We start from the raw sequence: 18,213 nt of genomic DNA, 5'->3' as shown, positions 1-18,213 counted from the left end.
TTGATGTGAGTGGCGAAAACAGCGCATCAAAAACAGGTGCGCAATGCGCACCCGGTATCGGCATCTGTAAGGCCGCCACGGTGGGCGACCGCTGATTACAGAAGAGATTTCGCGGTGTTCACCACGTTTTCAACGGTGAAACCGAACGCTTTGAACAGCAGCTCTGCTGGAGCAGACTCACCGAAGGTGGTCATGCCCACGATAGCGCCATTCAGGCCAGTGTATTTGAACCAGTAATCTGCGATACCCGCTTCGATGGCCACACGCGCTGCCACCGCTTTTGGCAATACCGATTCACGGTAGGCTGCATCCTGCTTGTCGAAAGCATCGGTAGAGGGCATTGACACCACACGTACTTTGCGGCCTTCCTGGGTCAGCTGCTCGTAAGCGGCAACGGCCAGTTCCACTTCTGAACCGGTGGCGATCAGGATCAGCTCTGGCGTACCTCCACTGTCTTTCAGTACATAACCACCGCGCACTACGTTGGCCAGTTGCTCCGCGCTGCGATCCTGCTGTGCCAGATTCTGACGCGAGAAGATCAGCGCGGTAGGGCCGTTGACACGCTCGATAGCGTATTTCCAGGCCACGGCAGACTCAACCTGATCACACGGACGCCACAGACTCATATTGGGCGTCACGCGCAGGCTGGCCATCTGTTCTACTGGCTGGTGCGTTGGTCCATCTTCGCCCAGGCCGATTGAGTCATGGGTGTAGACCATAATCTGACGCACTTTCATCAACGCCGCCATACGTGCCGCGTTACGTGCATACTCCACGAACATCAGGAAAGTTGCGGTGTAGGGCAGGAAACCACCGTGCAGCGCGATGCCGTTGGCGATGGCGGTCATACCGAATTCGCGTACGCCGTAATGAATGTAGTTACCGGCAGGATCTTCATTGATGGGTTTAGAACCCGACCACATGGTCAGGTTGCTGGGCGCGAGATCCGCCGATCCCCCCAGATACTCCGGCAGGATCTTGCCAAAGGCTTCAATCGCATTCTGCGACGCTTTACGGCTGGCGATTTTCGCTGGATTAGCCTGTAGATGCTGGATAAATTGTTGCGACTCGGTTTCCCAGTTATCGGGTAATGCGTCATTTATGCGACGGTTAAATTCCGCCGCCAGCTCCGGGTGAGCCTCGGCATAGGCCGCGACTTTAGCCTCCCACGCAGACTCTTTCGCCTGACCGGCTTCTTTCGCATCCCACTGGGCATAGATTTCTGTAGGGACTTCGAACGGCGCGTGGTGCCAGCCCAGATGTTGGCGGGTCTGGGCAATTTCGTCATCGCCTAACGGTGCGCCATGCACATCATGGGTACCGGCTTTATTCGGTGAGCCAAAACCAATCACGGTTTTGCACATCAGCAGGGAAGGTTTGTCTGTAACCGCTTTGGCTTCTTCAACCGCTTTCTTGATGGCTTCGCCGTCATGACCATCTACGCCGCGCACCACGTGCCAGCCGTAGGCTTCGAAGCGTGCTGCGGTATCATCCGTGAACCAGCCATCCACATGACCATCGATGGAAATACCGTTGTCGTCATAGAAGGCCACCAGTTTCCCCAGCTTCAGAGTCCCGGCGATCGAGCAGACCTCGTGCGAGATCCCTTCCATCATGCAGCCGTCGCCCATAAACACATAGGTGTGGTGATCGACGATGTCGTGACCAGGTCGGTTAAACTGCGCGGCCAGCGTGCGCTCGGCAATCGCGAAGCCCACCGCATTTGCAATCCCCTGACCCAGCGGCCCGGTAGTGGTTTCCACGCCCGGCGTGTAGCCGTATTCCGGATGACCCGGGGTTTTTGAATGCAGCTGGCGGAAATTCTTCAGTTCGCTGAGTGGCAGGTCGTAGCCGCTCAGGTGCAGCAGGCTGTAGATCAGCATCGAGCCGTGGCCATTCGACAGGACGAAGCGGTCACGGTTAGCCCACTTAGGATTGTTTGGATTGTGCTGTAAAAAATCGAGCCACAAAACTTCGGCGATGTCCGCCATGCCCATCGGGGCACCCGGATGACCTGACTTGGCTTGTTGTACGCCATCCATGCTTAAAGCACGGATGGCGTTGGCTCTTTCCCGGCGTGTTGACATAAGGTTCTCCAGAGGTAAGAAGTCGGTGATTATTTAGTATGTGAAACTTGTTCGTAGTAACCGATCTTCTCGACTTTGGCGGTGGAGCCGCCACCTTCAAACTCGGAGGCCAGCCAGGCATTGACGATATTTTTCGCCAGTTCAGGTCCGATAACGCGTGCACCCATGGTCATAATCTGGGCATTGTTGCTTTTACGCGCGCGTTCAGCGGAGAAAGTGTCATGACACTGTGCCGCACGTACGCCTTCCACTTTATTTGCCACGATTGCTACGCCGATACCGGTACCGCATAGCAGAATTCCGCGTTCAAATTCATTCTTCTGGATAGCCGTTGCCAGTGCAAAAGCCACGTCCGGATACATTGGACGGTCGTTTTGCGCGTCATTGGTGTAATCCGTCACCTGGTAATCTTTCTCTTCAAGCAGTTTTTTAATGATGTTTTTCAATTCGATAGCCGCATCATCGGCGCCGATTGCGATTGTTTTCATCGTCATTCTCCAGCAAGGTTTTGTTCTGACGCCTGAACGTTTGTTACGTAGGCGAGAAGATGTTCACTGACAGCCTGCCATAAATACAATCATATGTTCAATGGTTGTTCATATGTTTTGCGTGCTGTTTGGGTGATGAACCCCGTAGCAGGGGCTGATGCCACGCGGATTGCGCCGCATTTCTGCGTATTTTTCCGATTCAGGGCCAAAATCAAATCTCATGAGCAGGCTCACATTTTCAATCATTGCAGTTGAGAGATGAGCATTTATACGTGTAGTGTTCATTTGTTCGCATAACGATACCAATGTACAAGAAGACCCCTTGAGGACTCGAACATGTGTCATTTACACCGTACCTCTCAGTACACCTGCAGCCAGCGCTCTTTTGGCGTCTGGTCAACACCAAACAACCGTTTTAACCACGCACGTCACGGAGGTGCGTTATGAGTCAGCAAAACATGACGGCGATTGAGAAATCCGCTATCAGCAAAATCTCCTGGCGTCTGGTGCCTTTCGTGGCACTGATGTTCTTTATTAACTTCCTTGACCGCACCGCAATTTCTTTTGCTGGCCCCAATGGCATGACTCAGGACCTCGGTCTGACAGGTGTGCAGTTTGGTCTGGCATCCGGCATCTTCTTTATCGGTTATATCCTGCTGGAAGTGCCGAGCAACCTGGCGTTGCATAAGTTCGGCGCACGTCGCTGGCTGGCACGCATCATGATCAGCTGGGGTATTGTCTCGCTGCTGTTCACCTGGGTGAGCAGTGTCGAAGGCCTCTATACGCTGCGCCTGCTGCTGGGTATTGCTGAAGCGGGCTTCTTCCCGGGCGCGATTCTTTATCTGAGCATGTGGGTACCGGGACGTCATCGCAGCAAAATCCTGTCCTTGTTCTATCTGGCACAGCCGCTGACCGTGGTATTCGGTGCGCCCCTGGCGGCAGGCTTGATTGAGCAACACGGTCTGTTTGGTCTGGATGGCTGGCGCGTGATGTTCCTGGGTGTTTCCATCCCGGCGATTCTGATCGGTATCGTGGCGCTGTTCTGGCTGGTGGACTCACCGCGTCAGGCGAAGTGGTTAACCGCAGATGAGAAGACCTGGCTGACCAACGAGCTGGAAGCGGAGCACCAGCAGAAGCAGGGCCATAAGAAACACAGCCTGCGTTCAGTGATGGGCAACGGCCGTGTGTGGACGCTGTGCCTGATCTACTTCGGCTTTATCTATGGCCTGTATGCGCTTGCCTTCTTCCTGCCAACCATTATCGGCGGCTTCCAGCAGCAGTTCGGAACCACCTTTAACGTAATGCAGAAAGGCTTAATTACCGGCGTGCCATACCTGATTGCTGCCGCAGTGATGTACTTCTGGTCAAAAGATGCCACCCGTCGTGGTTGCAAAACCTGGCACATCGCGATTCCAGCGCTGGCCGGTGGTATCAGCGTGCCACTGGCGCTGTATATGGATTCACCGTTCACCACCATCATGGTGATCGCGATTACGGCCAGCTCCATCTTCGCTGCCTTGCCTAACTTCTGGACGCTGCCAACGCAGTTCCTGACCGGCGCATCAGCCGCAGCGGCTATCGCACTTATCAACACCTTAGGAAACGTGGCGGGCTTCTCCGCGGGCTACATCACTGGCGCACTGCATGACGCCACCAACAGCTATGTGTTACCGATGTTCGTGGTCGGTGGCTTCATGCTGCTGTCAGCCGTCCTTATGCTGTTATTGAATCGCCAGCGCCCGCAGTCTCAGCCGACCTCTATCGCACAGGAGCACTAAAATGACGTACCTGTTTAACCAACCTTCAGCCTTTGCTGCTGAACTCATTGAAGGCTTTGTCGCCGCCAACGCCGATAAAGTTCGTCAGGTCACCGGTGGTGTGGTGCGCAGCACGCGCAGCCAACCTAATACGGTTGCGGTGATTGTGGGCGGCGGTTCCGGTCATTATCCGGCCTTCGCCGGGTTGGTTGGACAAGGTCTGGCACACGGCGCAGCCATGGGGAACCTGTTTGCTTCGCCGTCTGCTCAGCAGATCTACAACGTGGCCAGAGCGGCGCATAACGGCGCGGGCGTGTTGCTGATGTTCGGAAACTATGCGGGCGATGTACTGCACTTCGGCCAGGCTTGCGAACGCCTGCGTGCCGAGGGCATTGCCTGTGAAATTCTGGCTGTGACGGATGATATCTCCAGCGCCAGTAAAGACGAACGGGCCAAGCGCCGTGGTGTGGCGGGTGATTTATGTGTGTTTAAAGCGGCGTGTGCAGCGGCGGAAGCGGGCGATGATTTAGCCACCGTGCTTAAGAAGTCACAGCATGCTAACGATCGTACGCGGACTTTCGGTGTGGCATTTGGCGGATGTACCTTGCCGGGTGCCACCCATCCACTGTTTGAAGTTGAAAAAGGGCGCATGGCGCTGGGGCTCGGCATCCACGGTGAGCCGGGCATCAGTGAAACCGATGTGCCCAGTGCCGACGAACTGGCCGAGCTGTTTGTTGAACGTCTGCTGAGCGAAGTGCCTTCCGACGTCAGGCAGATTGAGGGGCAGCGCGTTGCGGTGATCCTCAATGGTTTGGGTTCCGTAAAGTATGAAGAGTTGTTCGTGGTGTATCGCCGCGTGGCACAGCTGCTGGCCGCCACAGGATTGCAGGTGGTTCAGCCGGATGTCGGCGAGTTTGTCACCAGCTTTAATATGGCGGGCGCATCGCTGACGCTGATGTGGTTGGATGATGAGCTGGAGACGCTGTGGTGTGCCCCAGCAAACGCACCCGCCTATCGCAAAGGTAGCGTGTTAATCGCGGAACCGTTGAGTGCAGAAGAGCGTGAAGAGAGCACGGAAGAAGCACTGCCACAGGCTTCTGCAGAGTCACAGCAGAGCGCACAGCGCGTGTTACATATCCTGGAATCAGTGGCAGATTTGTTACAGCGTAACGCGGAAAAATTAGGCGATATCGATGCCGTGGCCGGTGACGGTGACCATGGTATCGGTATGGAACGTGGTGTGCTGGGCGCGGTAGAGAAAGCGCGTGAAGTGGCGACGCGCGGCGCAGGGGCAGGCAGCCTGTTGTGCCGTGCTGCGGATGCCTGGGCAGATAAAGCCGGGGGCACATCGGGTGCACTGTGGGGCGTCGCACTCACGGCGCTGGGGACGGCCATTGGCGATCAGCAGTCACCGAATGCGCAACGCGTCGCAACCGGCGTACGTGAAGCCAAAGAGGGCATTATGCACTTTGGCAAAGCGAAGGTAGGCGACAAAACCATGGTCGATGTGTTGGTGCCGTTTAGCGACAGCCTTAACGCTGCAATCGCAGAGGGTGCTTCACTGACCGATGCCTGGTTGGCGGCGGCGCAGGTGGCCGATATGGCCGCACAAGACACCGCTCAGCTGGTGCCGAAAATGGGTCGTGCGCGTCCGCTAGCCGAGAAAAGTGTCGGTACGCCAGATGCGGGTGCGATTTCACTGGCGATGATCGTCAATACCGTTGGCGATCTGCTAAAAGAACACAAAGCCTCTCAGCAAGGAGCGTAATGATGTCTCAGCCCAAAATCTGGCTTGGCGTCAGCCTGAAAATGTATTTCGGTTACCAGCAGACACTGGACTGGTGCCGCAAAGTCGCCGGATTGGCACAGTTGCCGGCGGTGAAAAACGGTGATGTTGGGTTGTTTGTACTGCCCGCTTATCCGGCTATTCCCGCTGTGGCTGACATTTTCGCAAAAACACCGGTGCGCTTTGGCGGCCAGGATGTGTGTCAGGCTGAGAACGGCGCCTGGACCGGTGAGGTCAGCGCCAGCCTGTTGCAGGAACTCGGTTGCTCACTGGCCGAAATCGGTCACGCTGAGCGTCGTCGCCACTTCCATGAAGACAAAGCGCAGATTGCTGCCAAAGTGGCGATGTCATTGCGACACGGATTAACACCGGTGCTGTGTATCGGCGAAGAGCAGCAGGCCGGGCCGGATCAGGCTATCGCACTGTGCGAACAGCAACTGGCGGAGGCATTGGCTGATGCAGTGCAACAAGGTCTAAAAGGCGAGGTGTTTTTTGCCTATGAGCCGCAGTGGGCGATTGGTGCGCCACAACCTGCACCGGATAGCTATATCCGCGCGGTCTGTTCAGGCCTGCAACAGCTGAAAACGCCGGAGGGTATCACCTTGAAAATTATTTATGGTGGCAGCGCCGGGCCGGGGTTGATTCAGCGTCTGGGGACTGACGTTCATGGTCTGTTCCTGGGCCGTTTTGCCCACGACCCGAATGCACTGGCGCAAATCATTGAAGAGGCCAGCGTGCTGGCGAAGGAGATCCGTTAATGAGCCGTATCGGACTCAGTACTTATGCCTTTTTCTGGCGCATGTCCAGCAAAGTGCCCAACCCGCTGTCGCTGGAGCAGATGCTGCAGCAGACCGCTGAACTGGATATCTCGGTATTCCAGATTTGTGATTATCCGGCGATTGAAAGTTGGTCAGATGAGCAGTTGCAGGACCTTCGCCAACTGGCCGACAAGCTGGGAATTACGCTGGAGCTAGGCACACGTGGCTTAGGCACTGCGCACCTGCGCCGCTATCTGCATATGGCGAATATTCTCGATGCCCATGTCGTGCGTTCAATGTTCTACACCGCCGATCACCGTCCTTCACTGGATGAAGCCGCAGAATTGATTGCTGCGGTGCTGCCTGATTTCGCTCGCCAGCAGGTACGTCTGTGTCTGGAGACGTATGAGCAGGTCAACAGCGGCGCGATGATGTCGGTGATCAATAAGTTCCTCTCGCCGTGGTTATGTGTGTGTCTCGATCCCGCTAACTGCGTAGCAGGGCTGGAATTGCCTGAACAGGTGATCGCCAATACGGCGGCGCGCGTCGGTAACCTGCACATCAAAGATTTTGCTTTTACGCGTCGTGATGGCTGGGTCGGCTTTACCTTTGCCGGCTGCCTGATGGGCGAGGGCCTGCTGGACTATGACCGGATGATCGCCAGTGTGCGCCCGGCAGAAAGAGAGATTAATCAAATCGTTGAACACTGGTTGCCGTGGCAGGACGATGCCGTGCTGACCTGCGAGCGCGAAGCCGAATGGACGCGCCGCACCGTTGAATTCTTACGTAGTAAACAAGATCAGGAGTTATACAAATGAGCAATGCATTGAAAACCATCACTGTAATTGGCGCAGGCGGCAAAATGGGTATGCGCATTTCTGCCAACTTCCAGAAAAGCGATTACCAGGTGTTTTACGTTGAGAACTCACCGAAGGCGCAGGAACAAGTGACGGCGCAAGGCCGTGAGTTGTCTGATGCTGCTTCCGTTGTGCCGGTCAGTGACGTAGTGATTCTGGCCGTACCGGATATCGTTCTGGGCAAAGTGTCTGAGGGCGTGGTGCCGCAGATGAAGGCCGGTGCGATCCTGCTGACGCTGGACCCGGCTGCGGCCTACGCAAACCTGATCGCGCATCGTGACGGCATCGAATATGCGGTGGCGCACCCTTGCCATCCATCAGTGTTCCTGGAGCGCTACACCAAAGAAGAGCACGCGGATGCCTTCGGTGGCATCGCGGCTGTACAGCACGTCGCGGCTTCGTATGAAACCGGCTCAGATGCGCAGAAAGCCGAACTGAGCAAAGTCATCAGCGTGATGTACGGTCCGGTAGAGGAAGTGCATTGGGTCACAGTGACGCAGCTGGCCTATCTGGAGCCAACGCTGGTGGAAACCGTAGCCTGCATGGTGGGTGCTTTTATGAAAGAAGCGCTGGATGAGACCGTCAAGCACAGCGGCGTGCCGGAAGAAGCCGCCAAAGCGATGCTGTATGGTCATATTCAGATCGCACTGGCCGTGGCCTTCCGCGCCACCAACCCATTCTCTGATGCCTGCATGATCGCCATGGAATACGGTCGCGAGAAGATTGTTAAGCCAGACTGGAAGCAGATCTTCGATCAGAAAGAGCTGGATATCGTCATTGCCCGCATGCTGAAAATCGACGCCATTAAGCGTTAAGCGTGATGCAACCTGCGACTCGCCTTGCTGCTGTCTGGCGAAGCGAGTCGTATCAATGATATAACTCCTTCCTTAAATCAGGTGTCACGATACAAGACAGGTAACGGATGGAAAAAAACACGCTCTCTCAGGACTCCGAGCTGCTGACAGAAATTGCGGTGGCCTATTATCAGGACGAAATCACCCAGGAGGAGATTGCGCGTAAGTTTGGGATATCCCGCATTAAAGTTGGCCGACTGCTCAAACGTGCGCGTGAAGAGGGCATCGTCGAAATTAATGTGCGCTACCATCCGGTGTTCAGTACGCGCCTTGAACAACAACTGCAAAGCCGTTTCCCGCAACTACAACGTGCGCTGATTGCCCTGGATTCGCCGGACGATGAAGAGCAGCGTCGTCAGGTGGCGGCGTTAGTTTCAGCCCATCTTGCGCAATCATTAAAAGACAATGCGATTGTCGCTGTGGGTCAAGGGCGCAACGTCGCCGCTGTTGCCGATTATCCCGGTCAGGTGCCGACGCGTAATTGTCTGTTTATCAGTGGTATCGGTGGGACACATCGTCCCGGTGATGCGATTAACGCCGATCATATCAGCCGTCGTCTGGCTAAGAAGTTTGGCGGTATCAGCGAAACCCTGTATGCCCCGGCCTATGTTGAGAACCGCGCACTCCGTGACGCCTTTATGCAAAACGGCACCATCAAAGAGACGCTGGACCGGGCGCGTAAGGCCGATGTGGCGATAGTGGGCATCGGTGATATGAATGAAAACAGCTATATGGTGAAACTCGGCTGGTTTACGCCGCATGAGATCATTGATGCGCACGTGAATCAGGGCGTCACCGGGGATGTTGCGGGTTACGACTTCTTCAATGCCCAGGGGCAACACGTGGATACGGTGATGAATGACCGTGTCATTGGCCTCAGCATCGAAGAGTTACGTAAGATCCCCTGCGTGATCGCTATTGCTTCAGAAAATACCAAAGCCATGGCCATTCTCGGTGCATTGCGCACGGGGGCCATCGATATTGTGGCGACGACAGCACAAAATATTCGGACGATTTTGAGTATGTCGCAGTAGGGTATTATTTCATGGCGGCACCACGCGGTGTCGCTCTTTTATCACCCTCCAATTTTCTTACTGCGCAAACTATTACGCCCATTCTCAGCTAACACTCCTTTACTGTCATGTTATCTGAGATTTATTTCAGTCACCCAACCGTCACCCCAGCAACATAAATCCTTCATTTCCCTGAGCTAGCTTACCGCCATTCTGTTTTCAGGACTGCGGATGCATGAGCCACCTTTCGCTACATCACATCACTAAAGCCTGGGGGGAAAAAATTGCCCTCAATGACATTACCTTTGATGCCGCAGAAGGGAGCTTTGTTGCGCTGCTTGGGCCATCAGGCTGTGGAAAATCCACACTACTGCGCACCATTGCCGGGCTGGAAACCGCCGATCGCGGCGAGATCCACTTTAAACACGCTGATATCACCCATTTGCCACCCTCGCAGCGCAAACTCTCGATGGTTTTTCAATCCTATGCGCTTTTTCCACATCTGAATGTCCGCGAGAATTTGCTGTTTGGCTTAAAAGCGCGTGGGGAAGACAAGCAGACATTTGCGAGCCGACTGGATGACGTCAGCAAGCTGATGGAACTGGATAAGTTGCTCGATCGCCTGCCATCTCAGCTCTCGGGGGGCCAACAGCAACGTGTGGCGTTGGGAAGGGCGGTTATCGCGAATAACAACCTGTGTTTGATGGATGAACCGCTGTCCAACCTTGATGCCAAACTGCGCCAAAGCATGCGACGTGAGATTCGTGCCTTACAGAAGAAACTGGGGCTCACCATGCTGTATGTCACGCACGATCAGACCGAAGCGATGAGCATGGCGGACAGTATTATTTTGCTGAATGACGGTCATATCGAGCAGCAAGGCACACCGAACGATCTCTATAACAACCCCGCCACGGTTTTTGCCGCGCAGTTTATCGGCGCGCCACCCATGAATATCCTGCCGTTGCACAACAAAGAGAACCGTCATTACCTGAGCCACTTACAGGCGCCGGTGGTTGAGCATTGCGATGAGGTGGCATTGAGTCTCGGTTTACGAGCGGAAGATATTCAGCTGATTTCACCTGAACATGCGGCGCTTAAAGCCCGGGCAATCAGCTACGAATACATGGGTGCTGATACCTTGCTGGTGTGCCAACTCGCGGGCCTGGCCGATGCCATCACCGTGAAAGTGCCCGGCATGCAGCATTTTGCCGAGGACAGCCAGGTCGGCTTGCAGTGGTCCGCAACCCGTCAATATCTGTTCTCCACCACAACCGGCAAGCGCTGTTTGTCTGCCGAGCAACAGATGTTTGTTTCACAGAAAAAATACGCTGTTTAACCGTTGTTTTTCGCCCAAGGGATAATCATGTCTGCGATTCGTTACTCACGCCTGGCCTCTGCTTTACTGCTCTGTACTACGGTTTCCGCTTTTGCCGCCGATCCGGTTAAATTGCAGATGTACTATCCGATCGCGGTCGGTGGCAAAGTCAGCCACACCGTTGACGCGCTGGTGGCTGATTTCGAAAAAGTGCATCCGGAAGTGAGCCTTCAGCCGGTGTACACCGGTGATTATGCGACAACGGTCACCAAAGCCCTGACGGCGTTCCGTGGTGGCAATGCACCGCAGCTGGCGGTCATTGGTGACATTGAGGCTTATTCCCTGATTGATGCGGGCGCGATTGTCGCCGCCAGCGATCTGGCAACAGGTGATGAAGGCAAAAAATGGATCGACGGCTTTTATCCTGCCTTCCTGCGTCACATTGACGGCAAAGTGTGGGGTGTACCGTTCCAGCGTTCTACGGTGGTGATGTACTGGAATAAACAAGCATTCGAAAAAGCGGGGCTGAATGGCGACACGCCGCCGGCTAACTGGCAGCAAGTGGTCGAGTTCAGTAAAAAACTGACCATCAAAGATGCCAATGGTGTCAGCCAGTGGGGGATTGAGATTCCGTCAACGCCTAACGGCTACTGGAACTTCCAGGGATTGTCTGCCACCAATGGCGGCCGTCTGGATAACGGTAAAGGCACGGCTGTGCATTTCAACACGCCAGGTAACGTTGAGACACTGCAATGGCTGACCGACCTTGGGCAGAAAGAAGAAGTGTCACCGAAAGGCGCCATCGCATGGGGTACCACACCACAGGACTTTATCAGCGGTAAAACCGCCATGATGGTGACCACCACCGGTAACCTGACCAACGTGCGCGATAACGCCAAATTCCCGTTTGGTGTGGCAATGCTGCCAGAGAAGACTCAGCGTGGCAGCCCAACGGGCGGCGGTAACCTCTATGTCTTCAAAAATGCTTCACCGGAGCAGCAAAAAGCCGCGATGGAATTTATCCGTTGGGTGACGTCACCGGAGCAGGCCGCGCGCTGGAGTATCGCGACCGGCTATGTGGCTACGTCTCCAGCGGCATGGGATACCACGGTGATGAAAGACTACGTGAAAGAGGTCCCTCAGGCGCTGGTCGCCCGTGAGCAGTTGAAGTATGCCCAGCCAGAACTCTCGACCTACAACAGCGTACAGATTCAGGATGCGTTGAACCATGCTGTCGAAGCTGCGGTGACCCAGGCAAAAACCCCGGCAGAAGCGCTTGAGGGTGCGCAGAAGCAAGCGGATCGCCTGTTAAAGTCCTACCAGTAACGGAAGCGCTATGAGCACGATAATTGCCAGTACGCCGCAGCGTCGTCCCGCATTCTGGTCGACGCAGCTTTATGGTTACCTGCTGATTTTGCCAGCACTGAATTTTTTACTGCTGTTTACGCATTATCCCGCGGTGGCGACGATCTGGGAGAGTCTGTTCAGCGCTTCCCGTAATAATCATCCGGCCCACTTTGTTGGGCTGGATAATTACATGGCGTTGTTGGATGACGATATTTTCATCCAATCGCTCTGGAACAACGTGTTATATGCACTGATCACCATTCCACTGGCCGTCACGCTGGCTTTGATGATGGCGCTGGCCGTGAACCGACGATTGGCAGCGAATTCGCTGGTCCGCGCGGCCTTTTTTATCCCATCATTGCTCCCCATGATTGCCATCGCCAATCTGTGGCTGTTTTTCTACACTCCGCAGCTGGGGCTGTTGAATAAGTTGCTGGCGCTGTTCTCGCTGCCTGCTGTGAACTGGCTCGGTGAGCCGGGCACATCCCTCTATTGTCTGATGGCGGTTTCTGTCTGGCGTGAAGCGGGCTTCTTTATGATCTTCTATCTGGCTGCCTTGCAGCAGATCGATCCCCGCCTCAATGAAGCGGCAGCGATTGAAGGGGCTTCACGCGGCTACTTTTTCCGTCGTGTGCAATGGCCACTGTTGATGCCAACGACGCTATTTGTGTTGATCAATGCTTCGATGAACGCCTTCCGCATTGTCGATCAGGTGATTGCCATGACCAACGGAGGCCCCAGCAACAGTAGTAGTCTGCTGTTGTTCTATATCTATCGCACCGCATTCAGTTTCTGGGATATGCCTGCTGCTGCGGCCATGACCGTGGTGTTATTGGTGATCCTCGCGGCGATTGCGCTGATCAAATTTACGTTGCTGGACAAGCGAGCCCATTATCAATGAATAAGACGAACTCGTTGGGTGGCTGGTGCCTCAATCTTACCATCTGGCTGGCAGCGCTGCTGTGGCTGCTGCCGATTCTGGTGGCACTGTGGGTGGCGATCCATCCCGCATCCGATCAGGCCAGTTTTTCGCTTTTCTCGCCGCTGACCTTCGATAATTTTATCAAGGCCTGGCATGCCGCGCCTTTTGCCCGCTACTTCCTCAATACCACGTTGCTGGTGCTGATGATTGTGGTGGTGCAGTTGATTTTAGCGACCATGGCGGCCTATGCGCTGGTGCGTTTCAAAATGAAATTCTCAGGGGTTATCTTCGCGCTGATCCTGCTGCAATTGATGATTAGCCCGGATGTTTTGATTTTGAACAATTACAAAACCATCGGTGCGTTTGGTCTGCGCGATACCTTAACGGGGATAGCATTGCCGTATTTCGCCTCTGCTTTTGCCATTTTTCTGCTGCGTCAGACGTTTAAAAGCATCCCGCTGGTGCTGGAAGAGGCCGCTATTGTCGAGGGCGCCAGCCGTTTTTATATCTTACGTAAGATATACATCCCGCTTGCCCGGCCGATCTACATCGCTTTTGCCCTGGTGTCGATTAGCTTCCACTGGAATGATTTCCTGTGGCCGCTGGTGATTACCGATTCCGTCAACGTAAGACCGCTTACCGTCGGATTGCAATTGTTCTCGGCGCCAGAGCAGGGCGTACAGTGGGCGCTCATTGGTGCCGCTACCTTGATGACCACCTTGCCGTTACTGGTGCTGTTCCTGATTTTCCAGCGCCAGTTTATTCAGTCGTTCATGCGTGCTGGTATTCGCTAAGGAGTGTTTTCCGTGACTCATCCGCATCCATTGACATCCTTGCAGCGAGAACTCCTCGGCGATGTGGCCGAGCTTTATGCTTTGCCTGATTTACGTCCTGCGATGAGGGATAACGTGCTGCGTTTTGGTGTGATTGCTGACCCGCAGTATGCCGATGTCGAAGCTGATATCGATAATAACCTCTACTACCGTCATGCACTTGATAAGTTACCGCAGGCAATTGAAGCCCTGAATCAGCAGCCGCTGGATTTTGTTGTCACGCTGGGGGATTTGGTTGACCGCGATTGGGCCAGCTATGCCGCCATTCTGCCGCTGTATGACCAGTTAGTGCATCCGCATGCGGTGGTGTTGGGTAACCATGATGCGCAAACCCTCGCTCAACATCTGAATAATCGTGCGGCACTCCCCAAAAGTTATTACGCGTTTCGTTTAGCGGGGTGGCGGTTCATCGTTTATGACGGTAACGATGTCAGTTTGTACTGCAATGCGCAGAATGGTGACGACTACTACCAGGCGGAGAACCTGCTGGCGGAATTAAAGGCGCAGCGACAGCCGCAGGCTCAGCCATGGAACGGTGCCGTAGGGCAGCAGCAGCTGAACTGGATTGAACAGCAATTGATTGAAGCTCAGCAACGGGGTGAGAAAGTGGGAGTGTTTGGTCATTACCCGCTGGCGCCTCCCACCACGCATATACTGATGAACGCCAGTGTGCTGGTGGACCTTCTATCTAGTTACAACATACAATTTTGCTTTTCAGGACATGACCACCGCGGCAACACTGCATACATCGGTCAAACAGGGTTTTATACCATGAAGGGCATGCTTGATGGTTCAAGCGAAGTGCCCTTTGCGGTGGTCGAAGTGGATGATAATGGTGTAAGGATTCACGGCTTCGGTGGGGAGATTAGCCGAGGTCAGTGTTAATGCGGTCAGCAGGCGAGGCTCATATCGCCTGCGATTTAACTGGCGCGCTTCAGGGGCTGTGGCGGTAACTGTTGCCGACGACGTGCAATCTCTTCAGCGCGCTGTAACAACTGCTGCAAATCATCCTCGTCAATGTCGAGAAGCTGGCCGTTCTCCAGTGCCTGATGCAGATCATCGCGAGTGATTGGCATTTCAAGCGCCACTGAATTCGTTTTAGGTTCGTTTGCAGCCAGCGGGTGCGGGTAGCGGCGACCCGCAAGATTATTAAAAATGATTGCCAGTACAGCAAGACACACGGAATTCAGCAGCACGGGGGAGAGAATAAACTGATATCCCAGTTGCTGAACGCCACCGCCGCCCAGAATCGCTGTCAGCGCCACCGCACCGCTAGGAGGATGCAAGCAGCGCAGCTGAAACATCACGGCAATCGCCAGACAAGCCGCAATGCCGCACGCGACGGCGGGATAGGGCACATACATCGCGGTTGTCACGCCTATCACGCCTGCGACCAGATTCCCGCCAACAATTGACCAGGGCTGCGCCAACGGGCTATTGGGTAAGCCGAAAAGCAGCACTGCAGACGCCCCCATCGGTGCCACAAACCATAAGTTGACCTCACCAAGCAGCCAATGGCTGGTCAGGCTGGTGATCATCAGGCCGAGGCCCGCACCGATGCTGGCCATCACTCTCTGCTTTTTGGCGACCGGCAACGGATGCGGCCAAAGACGGGCAAGGAAAGTCCGCAGCGATGTTATCCAGCTGGCGCGACGCAGGTGTGTCATGAAGGTCATACTCTGTCATAAGAAAACACGATGGATGGCGATTGTCGCTGATCGATTCCTGAGGAACAACCACAATGTTAGTGTGCTGTTACCAAACGGTGATGAGGGTGCAAGCTGGAACAATGATGTTTAACCGTGTCTTACACAACGTCTAAGGTTGTTGTATAGTCCGTTTTTTTTCGGAGGAACCATGCTGCCCAACTCATCCACGCGCCTGAACAAATACATTAGCGAGAGCGGAATCTGCTCACGACGTGATGCCGATCGTTACATCGAACAAGGCAACGTTTTTATTAACGGCAAGCGCGCGACCGTTGGCGCACAGGTCTTTGCCGGGGATGAAGTGAAAGTGAATGGGCAGTTGATCGAGCCGCGTAACGAAGAAGATTTAGTGCTGATTGCGCTCAACAAGCCTGTGGGCATTATTACCACGATGGAAGAGGGTGAGCGCGATAACATCGGTGATTTTGTTAACCACAGTAAACGCGTGTTCCCGATCGGCCGTCTGGATAAAGACTCACAAGGTCTGATTTTCCTCACCAACCACGGTGACCTGGTCAATAAGATCCTGCGCGCCGGTAACAACCACGAGAAAGAGTATGTGGTGACCGTGGATAAGCCGATCACCGACGAGTTTATCGCCGGAATGGCGGCGGGTGTGCCGATGCTGGGTACCGTGACCAAAAAATGCAAAGTGAAGAAAGAGTCGACCTTTGTGTTTCGTATCATCCTGGTTCAGGGGCTAAACCGCCAGATTCGCCGAATGACCAAGCATTTTGGCTTCGAAGTCACAAAGCTTGAACGTACCCGCATCATGAATGTCAGCCTGAAAGGCATCCCACTGGGCGAATGGCGTGATTTAACCGATGACGAATTGATTGAGTTGTTTAACTTGATCGAGGATTCTTCATCCGAAGACCAAAAAACGCAGCAAAGCCAGGCGAAAAAGAAACCGGCAACAACGGCGAAAAAAGTCGCATCGAACGGTGCAAAGATTCCTGAGAAATCCGCAGCTAAACCCGCAGGACGTCAGCGTTTCACACAGCCTGGCCGGAAAAAGAAAGGGCGCTAATCGCCATTGTTTCGCCATCACTGATTAAACCCGGAACAAATTTTATAATCTGCTCACTATTTGTTCCGTGTTTATCCCTCCATACTTTTCTTAACAAAGGAGGGAACAATGAACAACGCAAACTGGTTATATGAAATGCAGCATCTCTATGTAACTCAGCCGCGTCCGGCATGGGTTCCACGCATGTTATGGCTGACCAAAACGCAGCGTCATAAAATTTTGACGGAACTCTTGTTGCCGCAGGCCAAACAGCGATAGCGCCGCTATTAAGCCGGTTATTGAATGTTCAGAATAACCGGCCCCCATCACTCTTCTTCAGCCACTTTGACCACGGTCTTACCAAAGTTTTTGCCCTTCAGCATATCGAAGAACGCCTGCGGTGCGTTTTCCAATCCATCAATCATGTGCTCGCGATAATGTATTTTCTGCTGTTCGACCAACGGCGTCATCGCCTGCAGGAATTCCGGATATCGATCACCGTAATCCTGGAAGATAATAAATCCCTGCATACGGATTCGGCGCTTCAATATCCCACTCAGGATTTGTGGCGTACGGTCAGGGCCAGCGGGAAGGGTTTTGCCACTGTTATAGGTTGAGACCAGCCCACAAACCGGTACGCGTGCGGCGGTGTTCAACAGCGGGAATACGGCATCAAACACTTTGCCGCCAACGTTCTCGAAATAGATGTCAATCCCGTCCGGGCAGGCATTCGCTAACTGTTCAGCAAAATCCTCGCGATGGTGATCGAGACAGGCAGAGAACCCGAGTTTTTCAATCGCGTAGCGGCATTTCTCTTCACCACCGGCAACGCCAACCACATGACAGCCTTTTAGCTTACCCAGTTGTCCGACCGTGGCACCCACCGGGCCCGTCGCGGCGGCGACCACCAGGGTTTCGCCCGCTTTTGGCTGCCCAATATCCATCAGCCCCATGTAAGCGGTGAAGCCGGGCATCCCCAGAATACCCAGCGCCCAGGATGGGTGGGGCAGATCGCCGATTTTCGCCACGCCGCTGCCATCCGAGACGGCATAACGTTGCCAGCCGCTGCCAGCCAGCACCCAATCCCCGGTTTTAAAATCGGGATGTTGCGATTCCACCACCTGGGAGACGGTACCACCGACCATCGGCTGATTGAGTTCTGCCGGAGGCGCATAGGATTTACTGTCATCCATGCGTCCTCGCATATAAGGATCCAGTGAGAGGTAAACCGTGCGGAGCAGCATTTCACCCGTTTTAATGGAGGGAATAGGTTGTTCAACAAGCTGAAAATTCTCTTTAACCGGTTCGCCATCCGGGCGCGATGCCAGTAGCCACGCTTGATTGCTGTCAGGTGATTGCGTCATGTAAACCTCTTTACTCAATTGAATCAGGCAAGTGTAGTTGAAAGCTGTTTAAAAGTTTGTCGCAATCTTAAAATGTTGCTATATAATAACAATTAGGTCTTTTTCATATGA

General features: G+C 54.2%; 17 protein-coding genes. 13 read left to right on the top strand and 4 right to left on the bottom strand.

What is annotated here, in order from left to right:
• Positions 1-95: 95 nt before the first annotated feature.
• Positions 96-2,087 carry a transketolase gene (tkt, locus tag VI01_RS05550; RefSeq protein WP_045814294.1) on the bottom strand — a complete coding sequence of 664 codons (1,992 nt, stop codon included), beginning with the start codon at positions 2,085-2,087 and terminating at the stop codon, positions 96-98.
• A gap of 29 nt (positions 2,088-2,116) precedes the next feature.
• Entirely contained in the window at positions 2,117-2,575 is a 459-nt protein-coding gene (locus VI01_RS05545; RefSeq protein WP_038647043.1) for an RpiB/LacA/LacB family sugar-phosphate isomerase, read from the bottom strand.
• 443 nt (positions 2,576-3,018) lie between these two features.
• Between VI01_RS05545 and VI01_RS05540 the strand changes: the two genes are divergently transcribed.
• The 11 genes from VI01_RS05540 (at position 3,019) to VI01_RS05490 (ending at position 14,905) form a co-directional block, all read left to right on the top strand.
• Positions 3,019-4,353 (top strand): MFS transporter, encoded by a 1,335-nt coding sequence (locus VI01_RS05540; protein WP_045814293.1) that lies wholly within the window; start codon positions 3,019-3,021, stop codon positions 4,351-4,353.
• Position 4,354: 1 nt separating this feature from the next.
• Positions 4,355-6,100 (top strand): dihydroxyacetone kinase family protein, encoded by a 1,746-nt coding sequence (locus VI01_RS05535; RefSeq protein ID WP_045814292.1) that lies wholly within the window; start codon positions 4,355-4,357, stop codon positions 6,098-6,100.
• Positions 6,101-6,102: 2 nt separating this feature from the next.
• Positions 6,103-6,876 carry a triose-phosphate isomerase family protein gene (locus tag VI01_RS05530; protein WP_045814291.1) on the top strand — a complete coding sequence of 258 codons (774 nt, stop codon included), beginning with the start codon at positions 6,103-6,105 and terminating at the stop codon, positions 6,874-6,876.
• Positions 6,876-7,694 (top strand): sugar phosphate isomerase/epimerase, encoded by an 819-nt coding sequence (locus VI01_RS05525; protein ID WP_045814290.1) that lies wholly within the window; start codon positions 6,876-6,878, stop codon positions 7,692-7,694. Before VI01_RS05530 ends, VI01_RS05525 begins: the two co-directional genes overlap by 1 nt.
• Positions 7,691-8,548: a phosphogluconate dehydrogenase C-terminal domain-containing protein gene (locus VI01_RS05520; protein ID WP_034823572.1), complete on the top strand. Its 858-nt coding sequence runs from the start codon at positions 7,691-7,693 to the stop codon at positions 8,546-8,548. The genes VI01_RS05525 and VI01_RS05520 overlap by 4 nt, the downstream gene beginning before the upstream one ends.
• 107 nt (positions 8,549-8,655) lie before the next feature.
• Entirely contained in the window at positions 8,656-9,621 is a 966-nt protein-coding gene (locus VI01_RS05515; protein WP_038647033.1) for a sugar-binding transcriptional regulator, read from the top strand.
• 214 nt (positions 9,622-9,835) lie between these two features.
• Positions 9,836-10,939 (top strand): ABC transporter ATP-binding protein, encoded by a 1,104-nt coding sequence (locus VI01_RS05510; RefSeq protein ID WP_045814289.1) that lies wholly within the window; start codon positions 9,836-9,838, stop codon positions 10,937-10,939.
• 27 nt (positions 10,940-10,966) lie between these two features.
• Positions 10,967-12,244, top strand: coding sequence for an ABC transporter substrate-binding protein (locus VI01_RS05505; protein ID WP_045814288.1), 1,278 nt, complete (start codon positions 10,967-10,969; stop codon positions 12,242-12,244).
• 10 nt (positions 12,245-12,254) lie between these two features.
• On the top strand, positions 12,255-13,166 hold the full coding sequence (locus VI01_RS05500; protein ID WP_045814287.1) for a carbohydrate ABC transporter permease: 912 nt from the start codon (positions 12,255-12,257) through the stop codon (positions 13,164-13,166).
• Positions 13,163-13,981 (top strand): carbohydrate ABC transporter permease, encoded by an 819-nt coding sequence (locus VI01_RS05495; RefSeq protein ID WP_045814286.1) that lies wholly within the window; start codon positions 13,163-13,165, stop codon positions 13,979-13,981. The genes VI01_RS05500 and VI01_RS05495 overlap by 4 nt, the downstream gene beginning before the upstream one ends.
• Before the next feature lie 12 nt (positions 13,982-13,993).
• Positions 13,994-14,905, top strand: a complete 912-nt coding sequence (locus VI01_RS05490) for a metallophosphoesterase (RefSeq protein ID WP_156149335.1) — start codon at positions 13,994-13,996, stop codon at positions 14,903-14,905.
• A gap of 35 nt (positions 14,906-14,940) precedes the next feature.
• Here VI01_RS05490 and VI01_RS05485 read toward each other — a convergent pair whose 3' ends face one another.
• Positions 14,941-15,687 carry an HPP family protein gene (locus VI01_RS05485; protein ID WP_045814381.1) on the bottom strand — a complete coding sequence of 249 codons (747 nt, stop codon included), beginning with the start codon at positions 15,685-15,687 and terminating at the stop codon, positions 14,941-14,943.
• A gap of 190 nt (positions 15,688-15,877) precedes the next feature.
• Here VI01_RS05485 and rluF point away from each other — a divergent pair, with 190 nt between their 5' ends.
• Both rluF and VI01_RS25325 read left to right on the top strand, forming a co-directional pair.
• Positions 15,878-16,759 carry a 23S rRNA pseudouridine(2604) synthase RluF gene (rluF, locus tag VI01_RS05480; RefSeq protein WP_045814284.1) on the top strand — a complete coding sequence of 294 codons (882 nt, stop codon included), beginning with the start codon at positions 15,878-15,880 and terminating at the stop codon, positions 16,757-16,759.
• Positions 16,760-16,867: 108 nt separating this feature from the next.
• Positions 16,868-17,017, top strand: a complete 150-nt coding sequence (locus tag VI01_RS25325; protein ID WP_156149334.1) for a hypothetical protein — start codon at positions 16,868-16,870, stop codon at positions 17,015-17,017.
• Between the two features lie 47 nt (positions 17,018-17,064).
• Here the strand turns inward: VI01_RS25325 and VI01_RS05475 are convergent, their stop codons facing one another.
• A complete protein-coding gene (locus VI01_RS05475; protein ID WP_045814283.1) occupies positions 17,065-18,102 on the bottom strand; it encodes an NADP-dependent oxidoreductase in 1,038 nt (345 codons plus the stop codon).
• Positions 18,103-18,213: the final 111 nt, after the last annotated feature.

Source organism: Pantoea sp. SM3 (genome assembly GCF_000963995.1).
Lineage (GTDB): Bacteria > Pseudomonadota > Gammaproteobacteria > Enterobacterales > Enterobacteriaceae > Pantoea > Pantoea rwandensis_B.
Note: the sequence above shows the minus strand (reverse complement) of the source record. Positions and strands in the feature narration are given on the sequence as shown.

What these genes read in the sequence shown, in the direction of transcription:
- tkt (WP_045814294.1), bottom strand. Translation starts at nt 2,087, where the DNA reads ATGTCAACACGCCGGGAAAGAGCCAACGCCATCCGTGCTTTAAGCATG.
- VI01_RS05545 (WP_038647043.1), bottom strand. Translation starts at nt 2,575, where the DNA reads ATGAAAACAATCGCAATCGGCGCCGATGATGCGGCTATCGAATTGAAA.
- VI01_RS05540 (WP_045814293.1), top strand. Translation starts at nt 3,019, where the DNA reads ATGAGTCAGCAAAACATGACGGCGATTGAGAAATCCGCTATCAGCAAA.
- VI01_RS05535 (WP_045814292.1), top strand. Translation starts at nt 4,355, where the DNA reads ATGACGTACCTGTTTAACCAACCTTCAGCCTTTGCTGCTGAACTCATT.
- VI01_RS05530 (WP_045814291.1), top strand. Translation starts at nt 6,103, where the DNA reads ATGTCTCAGCCCAAAATCTGGCTTGGCGTCAGCCTGAAAATGTATTTC.
- VI01_RS05525 (WP_045814290.1), top strand. Translation starts at nt 6,876, where the DNA reads ATGAGCCGTATCGGACTCAGTACTTATGCCTTTTTCTGGCGCATGTCC.
- VI01_RS05520 (WP_034823572.1), top strand. Translation starts at nt 7,691, where the DNA reads ATGAGCAATGCATTGAAAACCATCACTGTAATTGGCGCAGGCGGCAAA.
- VI01_RS05515 (WP_038647033.1), top strand. Translation starts at nt 8,656, where the DNA reads ATGGAAAAAAACACGCTCTCTCAGGACTCCGAGCTGCTGACAGAAATT.
- VI01_RS05510 (WP_045814289.1), top strand. Translation starts at nt 9,836, where the DNA reads ATGAGCCACCTTTCGCTACATCACATCACTAAAGCCTGGGGGGAAAAA.
- VI01_RS05505 (WP_045814288.1), top strand. Translation starts at nt 10,967, where the DNA reads ATGTCTGCGATTCGTTACTCACGCCTGGCCTCTGCTTTACTGCTCTGT.
- VI01_RS05500 (WP_045814287.1), top strand. Translation starts at nt 12,255, where the DNA reads ATGAGCACGATAATTGCCAGTACGCCGCAGCGTCGTCCCGCATTCTGG.
- VI01_RS05495 (WP_045814286.1), top strand. Translation starts at nt 13,163, where the DNA reads ATGAATAAGACGAACTCGTTGGGTGGCTGGTGCCTCAATCTTACCATC.
- VI01_RS05485 (WP_045814381.1), bottom strand. Translation starts at nt 15,687, where the DNA reads ATGACACACCTGCGTCGCGCCAGCTGGATAACATCGCTGCGGACTTTC.
- rluF (WP_045814284.1), top strand. Translation starts at nt 15,878, where the DNA reads ATGCTGCCCAACTCATCCACGCGCCTGAACAAATACATTAGCGAGAGC.
- VI01_RS25325 (WP_156149334.1), top strand. Translation starts at nt 16,868, where the DNA reads ATGAACAACGCAAACTGGTTATATGAAATGCAGCATCTCTATGTAACT.
- VI01_RS05475 (WP_045814283.1), bottom strand. Translation starts at nt 18,102, where the DNA reads ATGACGCAATCACCTGACAGCAATCAAGCGTGGCTACTGGCATCGCGC.